The organism is Companilactobacillus kedongensis, from assembly GCF_003946625.1.
Lineage (GTDB): Bacteria > Bacillota > Bacilli > Lactobacillales > Lactobacillaceae > Companilactobacillus > Companilactobacillus kedongensis.
Genome location: NZ_RHOR01000001.1, coordinates 57,634 through 77,916, shown reverse-complemented (window position 1 = coordinate 77,916; position 20,283 = coordinate 57,634). Strand labels below are relative to the sequence as shown.

The 20,283-nt window shown below is 35.7% G+C and carries 15 protein-coding genes; 6 read left to right on the top strand and 9 right to left on the bottom strand.

The annotated features are described in order from the left end of the window. Window positions 1-365: 365 nt before the first annotated feature. Complete coding sequence (gene nfsA, locus EKM60_RS00325; RefSeq protein ID WP_125711552.1) at window positions 366-1,121, bottom strand: oxygen-insensitive NADPH nitroreductase; 756 nt, start codon at window positions 1,119-1,121, stop codon at window positions 366-368. A 93-nt stretch (window positions 1,122-1,214) separates the two neighbouring features. On the opposite strand from nfsA, the gene EKM60_RS11075 reads away from it, so the two are divergent. Then, complete coding sequence (locus tag EKM60_RS11075) at window positions 1,215-1,385, top strand: hypothetical protein (RefSeq protein WP_164508279.1); 171 nt, start codon at window positions 1,215-1,217, stop codon at window positions 1,383-1,385. A gap of 30 nt (window positions 1,386-1,415) precedes the next feature. Here EKM60_RS11075 and EKM60_RS00320 read toward each other — a convergent pair whose 3' ends face one another. After that, window positions 1,416-1,928, bottom strand: a complete 513-nt coding sequence (locus EKM60_RS00320; protein WP_125711551.1) for a GNAT family N-acetyltransferase — start codon at window positions 1,926-1,928, stop codon at window positions 1,416-1,418. A gap of 1 nt (window position 1,929) precedes the next feature. Then, window positions 1,930-2,382 (bottom strand): MarR family winged helix-turn-helix transcriptional regulator, encoded by a 453-nt coding sequence (locus EKM60_RS00315; RefSeq protein ID WP_125711550.1) that lies wholly within the window; start codon window positions 2,380-2,382, stop codon window positions 1,930-1,932. Window positions 2,383-2,515: 133 nt separating this feature from the next. Between EKM60_RS00315 and EKM60_RS00310 the strand changes: the two genes are divergently transcribed. After that, window positions 2,516-2,836 carry a DsrE family protein gene (locus tag EKM60_RS00310; protein ID WP_125711549.1) on the top strand — a complete coding sequence of 107 codons (321 nt, stop codon included), beginning with the start codon at window positions 2,516-2,518 and terminating at the stop codon, window positions 2,834-2,836. A 94-nt stretch (window positions 2,837-2,930) separates the two neighbouring features. On the opposite strand, the gene glnA is transcribed toward EKM60_RS00310, so the two are convergent. Next, on the bottom strand, window positions 2,931-4,259 hold the full coding sequence (glnA, locus tag EKM60_RS00305; protein ID WP_125711548.1) for a type I glutamate--ammonia ligase: 1,329 nt from the start codon (window positions 4,257-4,259) through the stop codon (window positions 2,931-2,933). Window positions 4,260-4,560: 301 nt separating this feature from the next. Here glnA and EKM60_RS00300 point away from each other — a divergent pair, with 301 nt between their 5' ends. After that, the gene (locus EKM60_RS00300; protein ID WP_125711547.1) at window positions 4,561-5,538 is read left to right on the top strand and encodes a GMP reductase; all 978 of its coding nucleotides are present in this window, start codon (window positions 4,561-4,563) and stop codon (window positions 5,536-5,538) included. A 307-nt stretch (window positions 5,539-5,845) separates the two neighbouring features. Here the strand turns inward: EKM60_RS00300 and EKM60_RS00295 are convergent, their stop codons facing one another. Further along, entirely contained in the window at window positions 5,846-6,811 is a 966-nt protein-coding gene (locus tag EKM60_RS00295; RefSeq protein ID WP_125711546.1) for a glycosyltransferase family 2 protein, read from the bottom strand. Between the two features lie 15 nt (window positions 6,812-6,826). Further along, window positions 6,827-9,094: a glycosyltransferase family 39 protein gene (locus tag EKM60_RS00290; RefSeq protein ID WP_125711852.1), complete on the bottom strand. Its 2,268-nt coding sequence runs from the start codon at window positions 9,092-9,094 to the stop codon at window positions 6,827-6,829. A 221-nt stretch (window positions 9,095-9,315) separates the two neighbouring features. Here EKM60_RS00290 and EKM60_RS00285 point away from each other — a divergent pair, with 221 nt between their 5' ends. Together EKM60_RS00285 and EKM60_RS00280 are read left to right on the top strand one after the other, a co-directional pair. Continuing rightward, window positions 9,316-9,999, top strand: a complete 684-nt coding sequence (locus tag EKM60_RS00285) for a response regulator transcription factor (protein WP_125711545.1) — start codon at window positions 9,316-9,318, stop codon at window positions 9,997-9,999. A 58-nt stretch (window positions 10,000-10,057) separates the two neighbouring features. After that, window positions 10,058-11,314, top strand: a complete 1,257-nt coding sequence (locus EKM60_RS00280) for a sensor histidine kinase (RefSeq protein WP_164508277.1) — start codon at window positions 10,058-10,060, stop codon at window positions 11,312-11,314. 509 nt (window positions 11,315-11,823) lie between these two features. Here EKM60_RS00280 and EKM60_RS00275 read toward each other — a convergent pair. After that, on the bottom strand, window positions 11,824-12,336 hold the full coding sequence (locus tag EKM60_RS00275) for a GNAT family N-acetyltransferase (protein ID WP_225426965.1): 513 nt from the start codon (window positions 12,334-12,336) through the stop codon (window positions 11,824-11,826). 249 nt (window positions 12,337-12,585) lie between these two features. On the opposite strand from EKM60_RS00275, the gene EKM60_RS00270 reads away from it, so the two are divergent. After that, complete coding sequence (locus tag EKM60_RS00270) at window positions 12,586-15,123, top strand: hypothetical protein (RefSeq protein WP_125711542.1); 2,538 nt, start codon at window positions 12,586-12,588, stop codon at window positions 15,121-15,123. A 497-nt stretch (window positions 15,124-15,620) separates the two neighbouring features. Here EKM60_RS00270 and EKM60_RS00265 read toward each other — a convergent pair whose 3' ends face one another. Together EKM60_RS00265 and EKM60_RS00260 are read right to left on the bottom strand one after the other, a co-directional pair. Beyond that, complete coding sequence (locus EKM60_RS00265; RefSeq protein WP_225426964.1) at window positions 15,621-16,289, bottom strand: GNAT family N-acetyltransferase; 669 nt, start codon at window positions 16,287-16,289, stop codon at window positions 15,621-15,623. A 444-nt stretch (window positions 16,290-16,733) separates the two neighbouring features. Then, window positions 16,734-20,204, bottom strand: coding sequence for a BspA family leucine-rich repeat surface protein (locus EKM60_RS00260; RefSeq protein WP_225426980.1), 3,471 nt, complete (start codon window positions 20,202-20,204; stop codon window positions 16,734-16,736). Between the last annotated feature and the right edge of the window lie 79 nt (window positions 20,205-20,283).

Genomic DNA, 20,283 nt, shown 5'->3' with positions numbered 1-20,283 from the left:
GAAAAATAACCTTTAAAAAATCCAAACACATTTATAAAATACTAATAGTAATGTCACTAATATCATCTAATAAATAATACGAAAACGAGGTCTCACCCATGAAATCTAATAAAGAGAAAAAAATTATTGCATTACTTTCCGCTACTATTATTCTTAACGTTTTAAGCATAATTTTTCGAATTATCGAATTAAGAAACGAAAACGATAACTAAACTTATTAATAACAAAAGGACACTTTAAAATGAAAACAGAAACCATTCAAAAAATTTCCCTTTTACTAAGCACCATAACTGTAATTCTATTACTAATTTTACTGTTCAAATAATCTCACCAAAAAATCCACCTACAAATAGTAGATGGATTTTTTAATGTTTACTCAAATTATGACTGTTCAAATATTTCTTCATAAACGACCTAGGCAACTTAACCAGACTGTTAACAGCAGTTCTCGCCCAACTTCGATCAGTTTCATGACCATAACGATCATTGTAATATTGCTTAGTTTGATCATCGTATTTCTTAACAATATCCAACTTATCAGTCTGATATTGGTTTTGATGATAAATTGCCTCAAATGGTAAGCGAGGTTTAATTTTGTTTAACTCACCTTTTGGATATCCAATAACCAATCCATAGACGGGAAATACGTGTTCAGGAATATTAAGTAGTTCTGAAACTTCCGAGATATTGTCACGAACTCCACCAATAAAACAAACACCTAATCCCATAGACTCGGCGGCAATAACCATATTCTGCGCAGCCAAGGTTGCATCGATCGTACCTGCAAGTGTTGCATCTGTCCCCTCAATTGTGTGTGAAACGTCAATACCCAAATTTTGGGCCATTTTATCATTCCTACTTAAATCAGCACAGAAGATAAATAAACGTCCTCCTTGATTCATAAAGCGTTGATTTCTGGATGCTTGTGTTACTTTTTCTCGTAAATTTGCATCAACTACATCAATGATTGAATAGGATTGTTGAAAGCTTGCCGTTGAAGCTGCCTGAGCGGCTGTGACAAGTGTTTTTACAACATCATCTGTTACTGGCTCATCTGTGAAAGAACGCACTGAAACATGCTTTAAAAGCTCATCAATCGTTTTATTATTTACTGAATCCATATCTTCACCCTCTCAATAAATTTAATTGTATCATGATATATTTTTTTACCCAATTACGTAGTATGCTTTAACTAAACTGTCGGAGGAAATGATATGAAGAAGGTAATAAATACTGCACATACACAAATGACTTTTGAAGCACACAAACCAACCAAAGCTTCACAATGGCTGGGATTAGCGGTGATTGCTTCTGGCGGTCTATATTTATTAGTAAAATTATATCAAGAATTACATTGTTTACTCAGCAACAAATGTGATCTATAAAAAAACGGATCAGCTCAAGCTGGTCTGTTTTTATTGTGTAAACTTTTTGATCAAAATATAATCAGTTTGACGATCACTACCCAAATTAAAATCATGCGCACCGATTTTTTTAAATCCTTGTCTCTTGTAGAATCTCTGAGCCTTAAAATTATTCTCCCAAACTCCCAGACAAATGCCATCCCTGTGTAAATCTATCGCTGCATCTTGTGCATATTTCATCAATGAACCGCCAAAACCATGATTCTGGTATTCCTTCAGCAAATAAATTCGTTCAATTTCTAAAATATTCTTTTGCTCGATCATATCTGCTTCCAATTTTATTTTTAAATAACCCATTTTCTTATCATTATCAACTAAGAAATAAAATTTAGAATTAGAGTTCTTTAGTTCCTCCGACAACACTTGGACATTATATGAATTATCCAAAAATGACTTCATATTCTCCTTAGTATTATCTTTTGCAAAAGTTTCTGAAAACGTCTGTACACTCATCTGACTTAATTCTTCCACGTCTGTCATTTTACACTCAACTATTTTCACCATATTAATATTTTCTTTTCCCTCCCTTTTTTACTAAATCCCAATCTGCTTCTACATTTTTTTCTACTTTAAGTAAAAGATCGTGAATCTGCTTTTTCTCATTATCAGTTAATCCAGTTAAGGCCATTTGATTAGAATAATCATTCTCTCGCTTGATCATTGGATAAACTGATCGTCCTTTTTTAGTCAAAAATAGCTTCTTGATTTTCTTGTTAGTTTCATCATTTTTTCGTTCAATAAAATCATTTTTCTCAAGTTTTTGAAGTGCACGTGCAGCTGTAGTCTTGTCAACTTTAATAATATTAGCTAGATTTTCTAAAATTATGCCGGGATTTTCAGCTATTCGGACAACATACAAATATTGACCCTTCGTCAAGTCAAATTCCTTAAATTCAATGTTACTGATCGAGTCTAAGGATCGTACAATAACCCCTAGTGGTCGCAATATTTCTGACATTTAATCACCTCTTTTAAAAGTAAATTTATTATAAAACTGTTTTGTTGCACTTACAACAAAAATATAAATTTGACCATAAGATAATATTAATCTATTATAGAAAGTGAAAACGTTAACATATTTGGAGGGCAATATGAAATTAGGTATGATTTTGGAAACTAAAGAGCACGAAAAGGCTTGGAATGGTTTTAGACTAGCCATTAAGTCACTTGAAATGGGAAATGAAGTTAAGATTTTCTTGATGGGTGAAGGCGTTGAGGTCGAAGATATTCATGACGAAAAACACAATGTTAGTGAAAAGATGCATGAGTATCTCGATAACGGTGGAGTTATCTTAGCTTGCGGTACTTGTATCGAAAGCAGACACCGCGAAGACACAACTGAATGTCCAATTTCAACGATGGTTGACTGTGTAAACATGATCGACTGGGCTGACAAGACTGTTACTATCTAAAACACAAATAAACACGATGATTCGTCTGGGGATCATCGTGTTTTTTTACAAAAAAAGACTGCAAACTTAATGGTTTGCAGTCTTTTACTATTAATTAATACAATTCCATGTATGTATCACGTTCCCATTGAGAAACTGTTTGTTGATATTGTGCCCATTCAGCATTCTTAGCAGCAAAGAAACTATTTGTTAGTCCCTTACCTAGTGATGCTTGAACGTATTCATCTTTACGCAATGCTTTCAATGAATTGTGTAATGTTGAAGGAAGATCGATAATGCCATCAGCAGCACGTTCTTCTTCTGTCATTTGATAGATATTTTCTTTAACTTCTGGTGCCAACTCATAACCGCTAGTAATTCCGTCAAGTCCAGCATCAAGAATGGCAGCAATTGCCAAGTATGGATTTGTTGTTGGGTCCACACTTCTCATCTCAACACGTTTTGACTTACCTTTAGCAGCTGGTACACGGATCAATGGTGATCTGTTCTTACCTGACCAAGCAATGTATGTTGGTGCTTCAAATCCAGGAACCAGTCTCTTATATGAGTTGATAGTTGGATTATTAACGGCAGTTAAAGCACGAGCATGCTTTAAGATACCACTCATAAATTGTTTAGCAACAGGTGATAACTTGTCATTTTCATCATCAAAGATATTTGTGTCACCATCGAATAGTGACATATTAATGTGCATTCCGGAACCATTGATTCCTTGTAGTGGTTTTGGCATAAATGTTGCATATAGTCCATGTTGCTTAGCAATAGTTTTAACAACTAATTTGAACATTTGAATACTATCTGCGGCTGAAAGCGCATCTTCATATTTAAAGTCGATTTCTTGTTGACCAGGTGCAACTTCATGATGGCTTGCTTCAACTTCAAAGCCCATCTTTTCTAATTCAAGAACAATATCACGACGGCAATTCTCGCCAAGATCAACTGGAGAAAAGTCGAAATAACTGCCGTCATCATTTAGATGAAGTGTTGGATTTCCTTTATCATCTGTATTGAATAAGAAGAATTCTGGTTCTGGTCCAATATTAAAGTTACTGTAACCCATACCTTTCATCTTCTTGATGATACGTTGCAAGTTAACTCTTGGGTCACCAGCAAATGGTTCACCATCTGTTGTATAGATATCACAGATCAATCTGGCAACCTTTCCATGTTCTGAACCCCATGGGAAAATCAACCATGTAGAAAGATCAGGATGTAATAGCATGTCACTCTCTTCAATTCTTGTAAAGCCATCGATTGATGAACCATCAAAAGTGATCTTATTAGCAAGAACCTTATCAATTTGAGAAACAGGAACTTCCACGTTCTTAATAATGCCGTTTATGTCTGTAAACATCAAACATAGAAATTCTACATTCTCATCAACAACTAACTTTTTAATATCCTCAGCAGAATACTTATGCACTTTTACCACTCCTATTTGTATATACCAGTTTTTAGCGAGTTATTAACCAGCGCCATTCTCATGGTGTTTTTTAATAATAGAACGATAATACCAATTTGACATTGGACTGTCAAATATATCATTGGAATTTTTAAAACTAATTTAATCTCACTAATAAATTGTACTAAAGATTCAACAATCTGAACAATCTTTTTTAACCAATTTAATTGACAATAAAGCAATTACCAGTTAAATTATAAACATACGAACGAAATCAAAAATAAAAATAATTATTGTTCGTTATTATGGAGTGATTGAGCAAATGCAAGTATTTGACTACGAAGATATCCAATTAGTTCCGAATAAATGTATTGTTGATAGCCGTTCAGAATGCGACACAAGTGTCAAATTTGGACCAAGAACATTCAAAATTCCGGTCGTCCCTGCCAATATGCAGACTGTTATTGACGAAAATCTTGCTGAATTACTAGCAAGTAACGATTATTTTTATGTAATGCACCGTTTTGAACCTGAAAAGAGAATTAAATTTATTCGAGATATGGAAGAAAAAAATCTCTACACTTCTATTAGTGTAGGTATCAAACAAGAAGAATTTGATTTTATCGACTCTTTAGTAGAACAAAAAATTATTCCCGACTATCTTACGATCGATATTGCTCATGGTCACAGTGATCGTGTCGTTAATATGATCAAATATATCAAAGAAAAGCTGCCTGAATCATTTTTAATTGCTGGTAATGTCGGTACGGCTGAAGCTGTCCGCGAGCTTGAGCACGCTGGTGCTGACGCTACTAAAGTCGGTATTGGTCCTGGTAAAGCCTGCATCACTAAATTAAAGACTGGTTTTGGTACTGGTGGTTGGCAACTAGCCGCTATCAGATTGTGTGCCAAAGCAGCAACTAAACCTATTATTGCTGACGGTGGCATTAGAACCGATGGTGACATCACAAAGTCGATCCGCTTTGGAGCTGACATGGTTATGATCGGTTCAATGCTGGCTGGTCATGAAGAATCTCCCGGTTCAGTCTATGTTCAAGATGGTAAAACCTATAAGGAGTATTTTGGGTCAGCATCTGAATACCAAAAAGGTGAATATAGAAACGTTGAAGGTAAAAGAATGTTGCTACCGGCCAAAGGTTCGATCATGGATACCTTAAAGGAAATGCAACAAGACCTGCAATCATCAATCTCTTATGCTGGTGGTAAAGATTTAATGTCACTACGTAAAGTCGATTATGTGATTGTTAAAAACTCGATCTACAATGGTGATTTACATTAGAATATAAAAAAAAGAAGCTGACGACTGGGTGTTCGTCAGCTTCTTTAAATGAATGGGATAGTTCATATTCAATTTGACAAAAGTTGCAACTCCTATCAAATTTACCATTACTGTACCATATTGCTCAAACTTTAAAAAGCATCTTACCCTTACTTTTCAAAATTTTACTAAGTTAATTAGGAGAATCAGATCTCACCTCCTTTTTTTGTCATTAGAATTGGTATCACTTGGCAATATCAACAGTCCTAAAGATATGAATAACGCTGAAATCATTAACCAGCTTTTTAAAATCATGGTCTCTATCTCCCTAGCTTTGTGACTGTCGGGCATGCAAATGATGTATGCCTTTATTTCGTTCCTGAAAACCTTCTGTCTCACTGACAATAAACCTTGGACGATCGTTAACCTGATCTAGAACCCGGCCTAGATAACTTCCCAATATTCCAACAGATAAAAGTAATAATCCTAAGGTAAATAAAAGAACAGTCACTCCTACAGAAGCTAAACTATAACTCCCGCTGATCAGTAAATATCCTAAACTAAAGATCCCACTGACTATCGGAACGACTGAGAAAATATTTGCCAATTGCAGAGGTTTCATAGAGAAAGAAGTAATTCCATCAATGGCTAATTTGATCATCTTAGATAGTGGATATTTAGTTTCACCGGCGATTCTCTCTTGACGATGGTACATTACACTCGTCTGTTTAAAACCGATCCAGGTCACTTGTCCACGAACGAAAGGATCCTGTTCATGCAGCTTACGAAGTTGTATGACAGCCCTTCGATCCATCAAGCGAAAATCACCTGTATCAAGTGGCATATCGATCGTCGCCATTTTTCTAAATATACGATAAAAAGCTGAAGCAGTGAATTTCTTAAATAAAGTTTCACCATCCCTTTGTATTCTTTTACCATAAACGATGTCATATTCTTCGTGCCATTTTTGAATCATCTTGGGTATTACCTCTGGAGGATCCTGCAAGTCAGCATCCATTACTACCACAGCATCACCTGTGGCATACTGCAGTCCAGCGGTTATAGCCAACTGATGTCCAAAGTTTCTTGAAAACTTAACTAATTTAATATTTTCGTGTTGTTCCATAGAGGTTTCAATAATTTTAACAGAACGGTCCTTTGATCCATCATCAACAAAGATAAATTCGTAACGTTCTTTTTGTTGTTCAACATAATTTAATAAAGTATCAATTGTTGTTTGAATTCCTGCTTCTTCATTAAAGACTGGCAAGATAATGGAAATTAATTGATCCATGTTTACCATTCCTTTCTAATCATAAATATTTGATAGATCATAAAGTGTTCCGGATTGACCACCAGGTCCACCTGACATACCTTCTGACATTCCACCGGGTGCATTATTACCTGATGGTTTCTTAGAAGGTTTTTTCATTTTCTTTTTGGAACTTGGTTTCTTCATTCCTTTAGGAGCACCGCCAGATCCAGATGGAGGTGTGCTGCCAGGTTGTGATCCACTTGGTGCACTAGCCGAACTATCAGTCTTGGTACTTGTTGTTATAGAGGAAACAGCAGATTCACTACTATTCTTTAAAGTTATTTTTTTAGCATGTTTCTTGATCCAGCTAACTATTTCAGAATTACTGCTACCAGTCTTACCTGCGGCGTAATAATACTTAAGTTTGCCTTCTTTAACTAATTTCTTGAACTGCTTCAATGTAATAGCTTTATCAGTACCATTAAAACCGCCCATCGCCATGACTGACTTACCAGTTTGAATGATATAGGGTGCAGCTGTACTTGAATCATCAGTAGCAAATAAGTATTCCGCACTACCTTGATGTTTTTCAAGATATTTTAATAAGGTATTGTTGACTGATCCACTGCCGACACCACCGCCGCCCATAGCACCAGAACTAAGTAATGACGGACCAGCACTAGGAATACCATCACTGGAACCGGCGATAGTTGGTGTTAATGACCACCAAGTAGGTGCTATCAACACTAAGATGACTTCCGCAATTGCCAAAGTTCTCTTAGATTTGAACTTGATCGAGATCCAAGGCAATACGAACAATGGTATTGATATTAAGACTCCTAAAGCTAATAAGATCCAAGCCAATATCTTATAGTCGTCATAGATATACCAAACTTGTAAAATTGAGGTTCCTAAAATAGCAATTGGCAAAAACATTGACCATTCTGATTTTTCTTTCCATTGCTTGATCATTGTGAAAACACCTATACCAGCTAAAACTGAAATGGCCGGTGCCAACATGATCGTATAATAAGGATGGAAGAAACTAGCAACTGAGAAGAAACCAAAGACTGGGACTAACCAACCAGTCCAAAGCCAAAGTTCTTTTCTCTGTGGTGTTAATGAATACCAGCGCTTCATCTTGGAACCACGATAATAGAAGTAACTGGAGATCAAACCTAACAAAGCTATAATAAGTAACCAACTGATCTGTGGCCCTAATTCTTTTTGGAACAAACGTAAGGGCCCAGCAGTACCAATGTTAAAGGCACCGCCTCCAGCACCACCAGTACCTGGTCCTCCACCTTGTTTAGCATTACCACCCGGCTTACCTCCTGGTGCATTACCTTTTTTACTACCACTTGGAGGAGTTGGTGCATTTTTAGAAGATTTTTTAGATGACGTTGTTGGAGGTGTACCAGCCGCACTCTTTTTAGATGAGCTAGAGCCCATGCCCGGAAAAGCACCACCAGTACCAGTTGTTTGTCCCAACAATCTTTGGGTCCCGTTATAGCCAAAGGCTAATTCCAAAGCCGAATTAGTTTCGGACCCACCTTCATAAGGACGACTTGATGAATTGGTCATATCAACTGACAATGGCCAAATTAACGTAAAAATTGTTAAAAATATCGTTGCGGCAGTCAAATGTATCAATTTCTTTTTCCAGCTTATTTTAGTAGCTAGCCAATAATACAAATATAAGGCTGGTAAAATCATAAATGCTTGCAACATCTTGACATTAAAAGCGATACCCATTAATGAAAAACAGATCCAGAGATATCGCTGCTGGTTTTTCAACACGGCTTTTTGAACAAAGTAAACTGACAATAATAAGAAGAATACTAAAGTAGCATCCATATTATTAGTTCTTGAGTCAGCAACTACGATTGGTGTTAAAGTCATAAACAGTGCGGCCAATCTTGCGGGAACTTTACCGAATCTCTTATGAACTAAGTTATAAATCAGATAAACTGATCCAATACCAAACAGAATTGAAGGTAAAACAACACTCCAGCCATGCACACCAAAAATTTTGGCACTGATGGTCATAAACCATAAGGCAACTGGAGGTTTATCGACCGTAATAAATCCTGCCGGATCAAAACTAGCAAACCAAAAATTCTTAAAACTCTTAGTCATACTTACTATGGCAGCAGTGTAAAAGTTATTAGCTTCCCCTGCTTCCCAAATATTCCACGCATACAGAATCGCGGCTAAAATCAAAATGGCAATCAACCAATAATCATATCTAATATTTTTAAATCTGGTTAAAAGTCCTGCCCTCTTGTTCTTAGTTAAACGCGTCGGTTCTTTTTGTTCCATCATTTATCAATCTCCAATTCCTAAAAAGTAATATTAATTAAGAAACAAATGATTGAATAAATAAGGAGTGAAAATATTATGGTTCTTGACTTCATCAACTTATCTTTCATTTGTTTAACATCCTTTCTTTACGACGAATCTAGATTATCCAAACTAACTTAAATTAAGCTTAAATTGGATTAATTGATTTATAATGAGAACATTGATCAAAGGAGTTAATTATGCAAAATAATATAAAAATTCTCGTCGTTGAAGATGACGAGAATTTAGCTAATAATGTTGCTACATTTCTTTCTGATTTTGCTCAAGTTGATATTGAAAACGATGGGCTTAGTGGAAAGTTTGCAGCAACTGAAGATGTTCATGATTTGATAATATTAGATTTGATGTTACCAGGAATAAATGGCTATGATATTTTAAAAAGTATCCGTGAGGATCAGATCAATACACCTGTATTGATTTTGACTGCAAAAGCTGAATTGGACGATAAAGTTCACGGATTTAATTTAGGTGCTGACGATTACTTAACAAAACCTTTCCATCGTGAAGAATTACAGGCACGTGTCAAAGCACTTTTAAAGCGCAGTGGAATCTCAGCCGATGAATCAATTTTGAAACTGCATAATATAGAAGTAAATTTAAATAATCACGAAGTATCGATCGACAATGATTCAGTTTCTTTGAACGGAAAAGAATACGATTTATTAGTCTATCTTTTGCAAAATAAAAACATTATTCTAACAAAAGATCAGATATTTGAACGTATCTGGGGCTTTGATTCTGATACTTCTATTACCGTCGTGGAAGTTTATATGAGTAATTTACGTAAGAAGTTACGCCCTTCTAAAAATGATTATTTCATAAAAACTATTAGAAATGTTGGGTACATTTGCCAGGATGAATAATAAAACTAAACAAAATAAAATCACTCGGCGGCAGCAATTAAGGCTATTTCTTTCGATAATGGCCACATTTGCCATTCTATTTTTGACATTAGGAATAATCATCTTCAATCGATTTCAAACTTCCACCTATCGCAGTATTGATCAGGATATTAAAAGCCAAGTCAGTACGATACGAAAACAGCCCGACATGCATCCAGTAGACAATGGCGGACCTCACGGACCAGACGATAATAAAGCCGTCAAACAACCTGAACCTAGAGCACCCTTTCAAACTTCTGTTTTAGTATTCAATGCTAAAGGAACTCTGCTAAATAAATCCAGCCTTGGTAATCGATATTCAGTTCTAAAAAAGGTCAAATTAAATAGGAAAAATCTCAATACTAAACAAACTCTGACCGTTAAAAAAATGAGTTTTAGAGCCTTATTGATCAAAGTTTCAAAAAAGAACAATAATCCTATGTATGCTGGGAATTACGTTTTGATCATGCAAAATATAGATACGCAGATCCAATCTATGGAAAACTTCCAAAAAATATTGATCATGACCTTCTTTATTTTCTGGATCATTGCCTTGATTTTGTCATACGTATTGACCCGCATAACCATGTTTCCAATCATCAAGTCATGGAAACAACAAAGTGAATTTGTTAATGATGCCGCTCACGAATTACGTACACCACTGACGATCATACAAGGAAAACTCGAGTATATGCTGACACGTCCAAAAAGCACAGTTATGGATGAAGCAGAATCTATTTCAGTATCTTTAGATGAAGTAAATCGCCTAAATTCACTGACTAATAATTTATTGATCCTAGCTCGAGCCGACCAATCGACAACTAAATTCAATTTTGAATTAACAACACCTGACTATTTCATCAAAGACCCGATCATGCCATTCAAAGACATCATCAATTCTCAATCAAAGGTCTTCCAAGAAAATATTAAACACCATGCAACGTTACTAGTTGATCGGGATAAAATAAAACAAGTTCTGATCATTTTATTGGATAATGCAACGAAATACACGCCAGAAAATGGTACGATCAGAATTTATGACAACCTGGAAGGATCAAAATATCAAATAATAATTTCTGACACCGGAGTTGGAATAAAGGATACCGACAAAAAGAAAATATTTGGTCGTTTCTATCGTGTGGATAAGTCAAGAAACCGCAACAGCGGTGGACATGGATTAGGCCTAGCTATTGCTCAACAAATTATGAATGAACATCACGGTAAAATTTTCGTTCGTGATAACCTACCACAAGGAAGCGAGTTCGTTATTGAACTTCCTATAAAACATAGTCATTAAAAAAGCACGATAAATCATTGATCTGATTTATCGTGCTTTTGCTATTTTACTGTCTCCAGAGATGAGAAATATTCGTAGCTGTGCGGGACGGCGCAAGCCGAAGTCTTGCTTCTCGGTTTTAAGCCTTGCAAAACCAGCAAGTCTCAAAACTCGCACGGTGCTGTAAGAACGGGAAGTTCACCCGTCCTAACACCACTTTCACTGCCACAAATATTTCTCATCTCTTCCGACTAATTAGTTTTGACAATTAGTTTAAATATATTGAAATCCTATTCCAATACCATTAGTAATACCTTTGAGGAAATAAATTATATTAATAATACCGTTATACAAAACGGAGATTATGAGTAATGGAACCAGTTGTGCAAGTGGCGTAGAACGGCGATTTTCCGTTCGTACACCACCGACGATTCTGAGATTTGCGAAAGCAAAGCTCAAAATCGAGACAGGAGACCTTGGCCCCTGTCGGTCGCATAACAGGAGGAATTACTCATAATCGTAGTGAAAACCTACATATTAAGTTCATATGCCAATCGACGATCGTCTTCTTTATCACCAACATAAATAATTCCACGATATTCAAAACCAAACTTCAAAGAAATATGCTGCATCCCTTTATTCATAGCATGTGTATCGATCCGGAAATTTCTGAATCCTTTTTCATAAGCGATGGTAAACAAATTAGAAATCATAAAGTCACTTAAATGCTTACCACGATAACCGTCAGCAATTGATACTCGATGTAGTGTCGCATACTTATCAGTTGTATTTACCCAACTGCCATCTTGAATAACATCATAATGTGGATCATCCGTTTGCATCAAAGCTGTATAACCAGCGACCTCACCATTTACGATCAAGACATATCCACGGCCTACTCTTAAATCTTCTTCCAAAACTGACTTACTTGGTTCCCCGTCTTGCCATTGTGGACTACCGGTACCTTTGATCAAATTTTTTGCATCATTTATCACCTTAATAATTTTAGGTAAATCATCATTTAAGGCCTTTCTAACGAACACATTAAACACAGTTTCCACTCCCCCTTATTTATCATAGAAAAAATATTATTTATAATGATAGACTTACCAGATAGATTGTCAACCTCGTTTGACCCTTATAACATGGGCTTTTATCGTAATAAAAACTATTCACTAATTTATATTTTAATCGCCAAAAATGGTAAGGCAAGCTATCAAATATCGAATCTGTTTAATCAAATAATCATGATACTATATCATGAGGTTAAATTTGAGGAGGATTTTTTTTAGATGAAAAAGAGCATTATCATAAGCTTATTCCTAGCTGCAATTGTGGGAATATTTTTTTTACTCTTTAACGGATATATTGGTCACGCAACTACCACTGAAAACAATAGTGAACCTACTGAATCAAACTTAGAAGAAGTAATAGATCAAGAAAATAAAATTGCCGAATCATTAGTCGAGCCAAAAGAAGAAAATGACGAACCACTTATTGAGGACGATAACGATGATACAGCAGATGAGGATTCTGATACAGATGAACCAGATACTGAAGAACTTACTTGGACTAGAAGTGACAGTTTACGAGTGAGTAAAGGACCTACTTTAAGACATGCTGATGGCACTTTAGCGGTACCATTCTTATACTTTGGTGACTACACTTATGCCTCTGCCGGTATGAAAATTAAGGCCGCCTTTGCTAAAGATGTACATAATGGTTATGCTCATGGCCGTTTCGACAGCTTGACGGCTCCAAATTCACTAGTGATCACTGTACCTCGAGGTGGAGATATTGATAACGGGCCAATTGACGGCGGTAACCACATTTATGGTAATGCCTATGGTGATGTCCATTCTTTAGATGGATCTTTGGGATCCAAAGGTGACTTTGTCACAACTGATATTTATGAATTAGAAGTACCTTCAGATAGATCTAATCGTCCTTCCGTAGCCGGACCTGGTGTTTTAGAAAAAAAGTACAGTATGGCTGAAGCACCTACTTTTTCTTACCGGATAGATCCTAAAACTGGCTTTGAAGAACAAAGAATGGTCTTCTTTCAACAAGTAAAACGTGGTCGTAATTTCTACGAAGTCGAAGTAAAAATCGTACAGAGTTTTGAAAAAAATGGCCGTGTTTTGACAAAAATAAACTATACAAATACTGGAAAATATCCAATTCAACGGTTCATGGGATTTGCCTTCAAAGACTTTTCACTAACTAAAGACTTTGCTGAGATCCGCGATGAAAAAGGAAAAAAAGCTGGTGACTTTGTTCCGATCAGAGCACTAGGAAATAATCGTGGGATTTACCTACAATCTAATATAACTGTTTCCAGATACAACCTATTCACCAACTTACCGAATGGACCATCAAGCTGGGCTGGACGTTCAATCAGTAAAGCCCATGATCAGCAAAAAGGTTATATAAATGGATTTTTGCTAGGCATAGGTGGTGGTGGACGTTTCCCTTGGGCCAATGGTGAAGGTTACACATCACATGGAAATTATGAATCCCCAGATGTTCCTAAAGGATTAAAAAATAGTTTTGCCGATATGAACGATCTTGGGGATGCCGGTTTGAATCTTAACGCCGGAGCAAGATTGGGTAATGTTAAAGAAAGTGAACGCCCTTGGGATTCAGGTTTTGCGATGCATACTAAAGTTCAAACATTAGAAGTAGATAAATCGGTTTCCATGCACTACGCCTCACAAATAGATATTATTGGAGCAAGATTTGCTCCTGCTATTGAACTGGATCAAAAAGGTACTGAAACATCACCTGATATTATTCAAGATGGTGCTCAAAATTATCGTGTAACTGGAACATGGTATGATTTTGACAGTACCGATGCCGAGTTATACTATACCGTCGATACCGATGACACTCATCAAGGTAAACTCATTAAGAAACTAAAACAATCCGAAAAGAATTCTAAAGCAGGTAAACCTCAAGAATGGTCCGATGCTATTTCAATAAAGGATTTAGAGGAAGGACCACATTACCTTCGACTTTGGGTAAAAGATAGTGATGGCAATCTGTCAGAAATTGCACAGACGGTTATTAAAATCAATCCACCACCAACAATCGTCCCGTCAATTGAGATCCTTAGTCCGGAATCGTCCGAGTTAAATCCTTTCGAACCAACTACCCACAATTTATCTCTGACTGGAACTTGGTCTGATAAAGATAGTAAAAGAATTAAAAATGCCACTTATAAAATCGACGATAATGAAGAAGAAATATTGTTCGAGGATATCGAAAATAAGCATCCTGGATCAACCTATTTCTGGGAATTGCCTGAACTTTCAATCAGTAAATTTAACGATGTAAAGCTTCACAAAATTGTTCTGACAATTACTGATTATGACGGCAACAGTGACAGCGATACTCTCTACTTTCAGCACAAGGATGGAACCTTTCAATTAGTAGCACCACACTCGATCGATTTTGGGGTCGAACAAACCTCTGAAGATAAAAGCACCAAAAAGATCAAGCCTGATATCAGTGGCTCTTTGCAAGTTCATGACTTTCGATCAAACAATCAATGTCCGCTAAAAGTTACATTATCGGTTAACGATTTTACTCACGATGATGAACAAACTCACAGTCTTGATCATAGATTCTATTGGAATGATCAACCAATGCAAGATACTGAATTGTTTGTTGGTAAGACACCTAGAGCTAGTAGTGAAGTATGGCTAACCACAACTAATATGACCGATATTATCAAAGATAATATTAAACTGGATTTTAAAAACAATAATTCTACTGTTCCTGGTAATTACACCAGCACATGGACATGGAAAGCTGTTGAGTCTGTCTAGGGTTTCCGCCTCCGATTTTGAGCAATGGGACCTGTTACGCGACCGTCTTCAGCCAAGGTCTGAAGACTCGATTATGAGCTTTGCTTACGCAAATCTCATAATCGTCGGTGGTGTACGAACGGAAAATCGCCGTTCTACTCCACTTGCGCAACTGGCCCATTACTCAAAATCTCCGGCTCATTATACTATGTAATATGATATAAAACAGACTAAGACTAGTGAGTAATTAAATCTCCAACGGAAGATTTAATTACTCACTTTTTTATTAACTCTCATACGATATTACTTTGGAGTAATCCTGCAAAGAAAATGCGTTCCATTACGCCAGATGATGATTTGTTTTACGACAATAAAAAAATCCCAGCAAATATAAGTGAAAGATATTTATAGAAAAAGGCGTAATTACGACATTTCTGTCGGAATTACGCCTTTTTTTTAATAGCATTCTATTTTAACTGTACACTTGAAGGAATATAGTTTTTATCCTACTGAAAATTTTAACCATTGTAATCTTCAACCATCCCAACAATTTGATTAATTTTATTTTGTAGACGTACCCCCGAAATTTTCTCTTTATGTGGGAAAGTTTTATCAAATTTATCAACAGCATCCATTTCAAAGAAATAGATCGAATCTTCAATATATCTTCCAGTGACACCTTTTAATGCTGTTTTCGAAAGAACAACGATTTGTTGGGCAGCCGCATATTTATTATCAACCGTCCGAATGCTGTATTGTTTTGAAGGAACAAAACCTTTGCGAGAATAAAAATCAGGATCACCTTGTAATAAGATTGCAGAATAGCCCATCTGAATTGCTAAATCACGCGTGTAATTGATAAGTTTCTCACCGATCCCATTTCCCTCGTATTCCGTCGCCACACAGATTGGTCCAATTCCAATTACAGGATATTTGATTCCGTCATCACCTTGAATATAGTTTTCCATATAAGCAATCTGACCAACGGTTTTACCTTGATATTTAGCTATTATATCTAATTTGGAAATGAATCTATCAGCATCACGCATGACATGAATCAAATAGTGTTCGATTGCTCCAGGTTGAAACTGATTCCAAAACGCATTCCTAACCAGGGTCTCAGTTTCACGGTAATCTGCAGGTGTTTCTTGTCTTAATGTAACTTCTTTTAAATCAATTTTTTTCAATTGTATTCTCCTAATTATTTGCAAAATGCCTTTCAGAATACAAAAAAAGTGCAGTATCAAACTGCACCAAGGATTATATCGAAGGAGTTCTAATATCGATATCTTCTGCAAGGCAGTTTGAGCGAGTCAAATAAACTAGTCTCCCAGCCAAAATTGCTCAAATTATTGTCCTTACATAGATACTGACACCAGTCATCCCTCCTTTATTTATTAACAAATTATCATGTTCTGAAACTACCGTCAAACTCGATTACATTTTCATGCCCTTTTTACGAAAAGAATCCATTCCTAACATTTTTAAGCAAAACAAAAGAACATTACTATTCTCATATTAGGATTTAAGCGACTAACCCCAATCCAAGGAGAGAATAATAATGTCCTAAAGCAATTTTATACATTCTTCACTAAACATAAAAGACAATAACCTTGTACACGTATGCGGCACTACCTAAATAATACCGAATCCTCACGAACGAACTCATCAGTTGACACTCGATAATATGTCACTTGACCAATATGAATAATTCTATCAGTCTTATAATCTGTATCTGGGTTCAACGTATGACCAACACTATTACCACGCTCATCATAAAGTTGTGTTGCTCGTTCAGAATGGACGATTTGATTTGTATCTTGATATTCATACACTTTATTAACAGGAACAAACTCATCGGTTGATACTCGATAATACTTTTGACCATTAAAAATCACATAACGGTCCGTCTTCCAATCAGTTGATACAGGCAATTTTCCATCAACTTTCATATGTACATCTTCCAATTGAGCAACTTCATCTTTATAAACTCTGACTTTTGAAATATGCTCCACATATACATATGCATCATCGGACTTGATCCATTCATCTGTCGATACCCGGTAGTAAGTTTGACCATTCAAAGTCATTATCTGATCATTCTTCCAATCACTATTAGGATCAAGTGTTTTTCCGAAGACTTCATTCCCGTTATAATCATAAACTTGAATTGCTGGTCCATCACTAAATGTTGCAATTGTTTGAGCTACACTTCTAACAGTACGGTAATCTGTTGTACCAGTTGTACTACCCGTTGAAGATCCACCGGTATTTTGATTAGCCGCATAAACTACATTTATAGGTAAAGTTACTGATTGTGTCACTACTTTACCATTACCTCCTCCTAAAATATTAATAATATCAAAAACCAATCCTTTAACCGTTTTACTTGGTGAATAGTTAGTTTGATAACTTTGATTAATCAAATTATAAAGATCTGTTTCTGAATAAAGTGTTCCAATACCAATATCTATTGTCGTTTTATCAGGATCAAGTTGTTTAACATTATCCAAACTACTTAAAACTGTATTTTCAGCAATCGCATCAGGATCATTGACTTCTAATTCAATCGGATCTTTTACATCACTTATTATTATTTTGAATGGTTCTATTTTTTTAACTTTTACAATATAAACAGTTGGCGTTTTGGCAGTTTCATCCGAATATGCGGGGAAAGTTGCTTTAACTGATCCAGAATAAGGAGAACCATTATAATAAATAGTTCCCGTATCGTATCCTGGTAATGAAAGATTTTGTTGCGCTAATGTTTCAATATCAAAACTCAGCCCTTCACGGCCTGTACCACTAATGTCATACGTATCTCCAAGATCAGCATCGGTATCATAATCTTCATATTTAACTACATATGGAACAAGTTTACGTTCAACAATTACCCATGTTTCGCTAGGACCCTTATCATTATTGTATAGCGCCATCATATCTGAACCCTTAAATAAGGAATCATTATCTTGATTAAGAATATCCGCCTCAGGATCATCAACGGTACCTGTACCAACATTACTCCAGCCTTTATAGATATCACTGTATGACAATTCAGTCCCATTAAGATTAGACTTACTATTTAAAACAAGCGTCTTAATATTATCAGAATTTCTTAACATTGCACTCCTGTTAGCATCAATTGGAACTACAAAATTAGTTAAATCTAGTTTAGATAAGTTGTTACAGTCAGAAATCATATTATTCATATTTAAGTAATCGGAAGCACTCTTGTTCTCAAATTTTGGCAACTTCAAATCTGTTAAGCTATCGCATTCACTAAACATGGTACTAAAGTCTAGTGCAGCTGATGCATCCCAGTTAGACAAATCTAATGAAGTCATATTTTGACAATTATTAAACATCCCACTAAAGTCTGTTACTTTGGATGTTTTAAATCTATCTAAAAATTTAAAAGAGTCTGTCGTCATAGATGTATCCCAACTAAACATACTACTAAGATCAGTGGCACTATCAGTATCTATATTGGGCCAGATTATTGTGGTCAATGCTTTATCATAATGGAATAAATTATTAAACGATTTTATTTTGGAACCACTAAAGGACGATAGATCAACAGACGTAAGAGCTGTACAATTTGCAAAGGCTTCTTTAATAGAATCACTAATATAGTATTGGTTATTATGTGTATCATTCATCATAGTTGATTTCAAATTTTTTAAATTAATTTTAGTTATTAATGATGCACCATTAAACATCCCAGATATAGATTGAAGGCTATCACCTGTAAAATTAGATAGGTCAAGTTCACCTTCAATTTTAGAATTCTGAAACATCGTCATCATTGAAATAACATTTGAGGTATCCCACGTACTTAACCCTGCTGGAGAAAAATTTACACCATCGAACATATTGTCCATTGACTTGACGTTGCTTACATCCCAGTTCTCAAGACCAATAATATCAACCTTACCCACATCAGAGCCAAAATTGTTAAACATACTGGACATATTAGTTACATGAGATGTATTAAAGTTTGAAACATCTAATTTTTGCAAACTTTGGTCACCCGAAAACATATCTACCATAGTTGTGGCACTACTAGTATCTAAACCTGATACGTCCAAATTTTTTAGTGCTAAAGCGCCCCAAAACATACCATAAAAATCAGTTACTTTTGAGGTATCAACCGTTTTACCAGAATCATCCTTCATCTTAACGTCAGTTAAATCAGCACAACCATTAAATATATTTCTCACAGTTGTGGCGTGGCTCATATCAAGTTTTGATAAGTCTACGGATTTTAAACTAGAATCACTAAAAAAGTTGTTAAAATTAGTAACATCCGATGTATCTAATTTTTCGATATTCTCAATACTGGTTGCTGGAACACCCATAAAGAAATTAGAAGCATCTCCGTGTAGAGTCACTTCTCCATCAAAAACAACTTTATCGTAATCTCTAGATACACCAATATTAAACGGACTAGTATTTACTGCGCCCGTTTCACTATACATGTGATAGGTGGATTCACTAATGTCCCCAGCGGTAACATGTAATGTCCTACTATCATCTATATAATACTTAACTTCTGGTCCTAATGAATGTGTATCATATGGTATATCATCAGGATCAGCTGAAGAGGCCTGTTGAACTTGGTTTGTATTAGTTTGTGTTGGGACAGGTGCTTGTGCACTTGCCTGCGCGACTGAACGCGTATTATTTTGTGGCGTCGTCACTTGAACAGATTGATTCGTCTGAACATTACTCTGACTATTTGCTACACCAGAACTTTTTTGTGCATTATCAGTTGTTGGTGTAACAACTGAGTTGTCTACGTTTTTTTCATTATTGCTATCTGTATTAACAACTTGTCTGTCTGTTGTCGCAGTAGAATCAGTATCTGTCGTTTGACTTGCCGATGCTGGTTGAATTTGACTATTCGTATTATCAGAATTTTCCTGTGTAGTTTGTGTTGGGTCTGTTGTTTCTGCTTTAACATTAACGACTTGTGTTGCTCCAAAAATCATTAATCCTCCAGCAAAACTTAAACTGGATTTTATGACCCAATTTTTCCCTGATTTATATAATTTCTTCTTTAATATAGCATTGGATCTACGTTTTAATTGTTGAAACCGCATACCAATCACTTACCCTTCCACCACCTATAATAGTCCCTTTACATAAATTAATTAATAAAAAAAGACGGAATATCCGTCT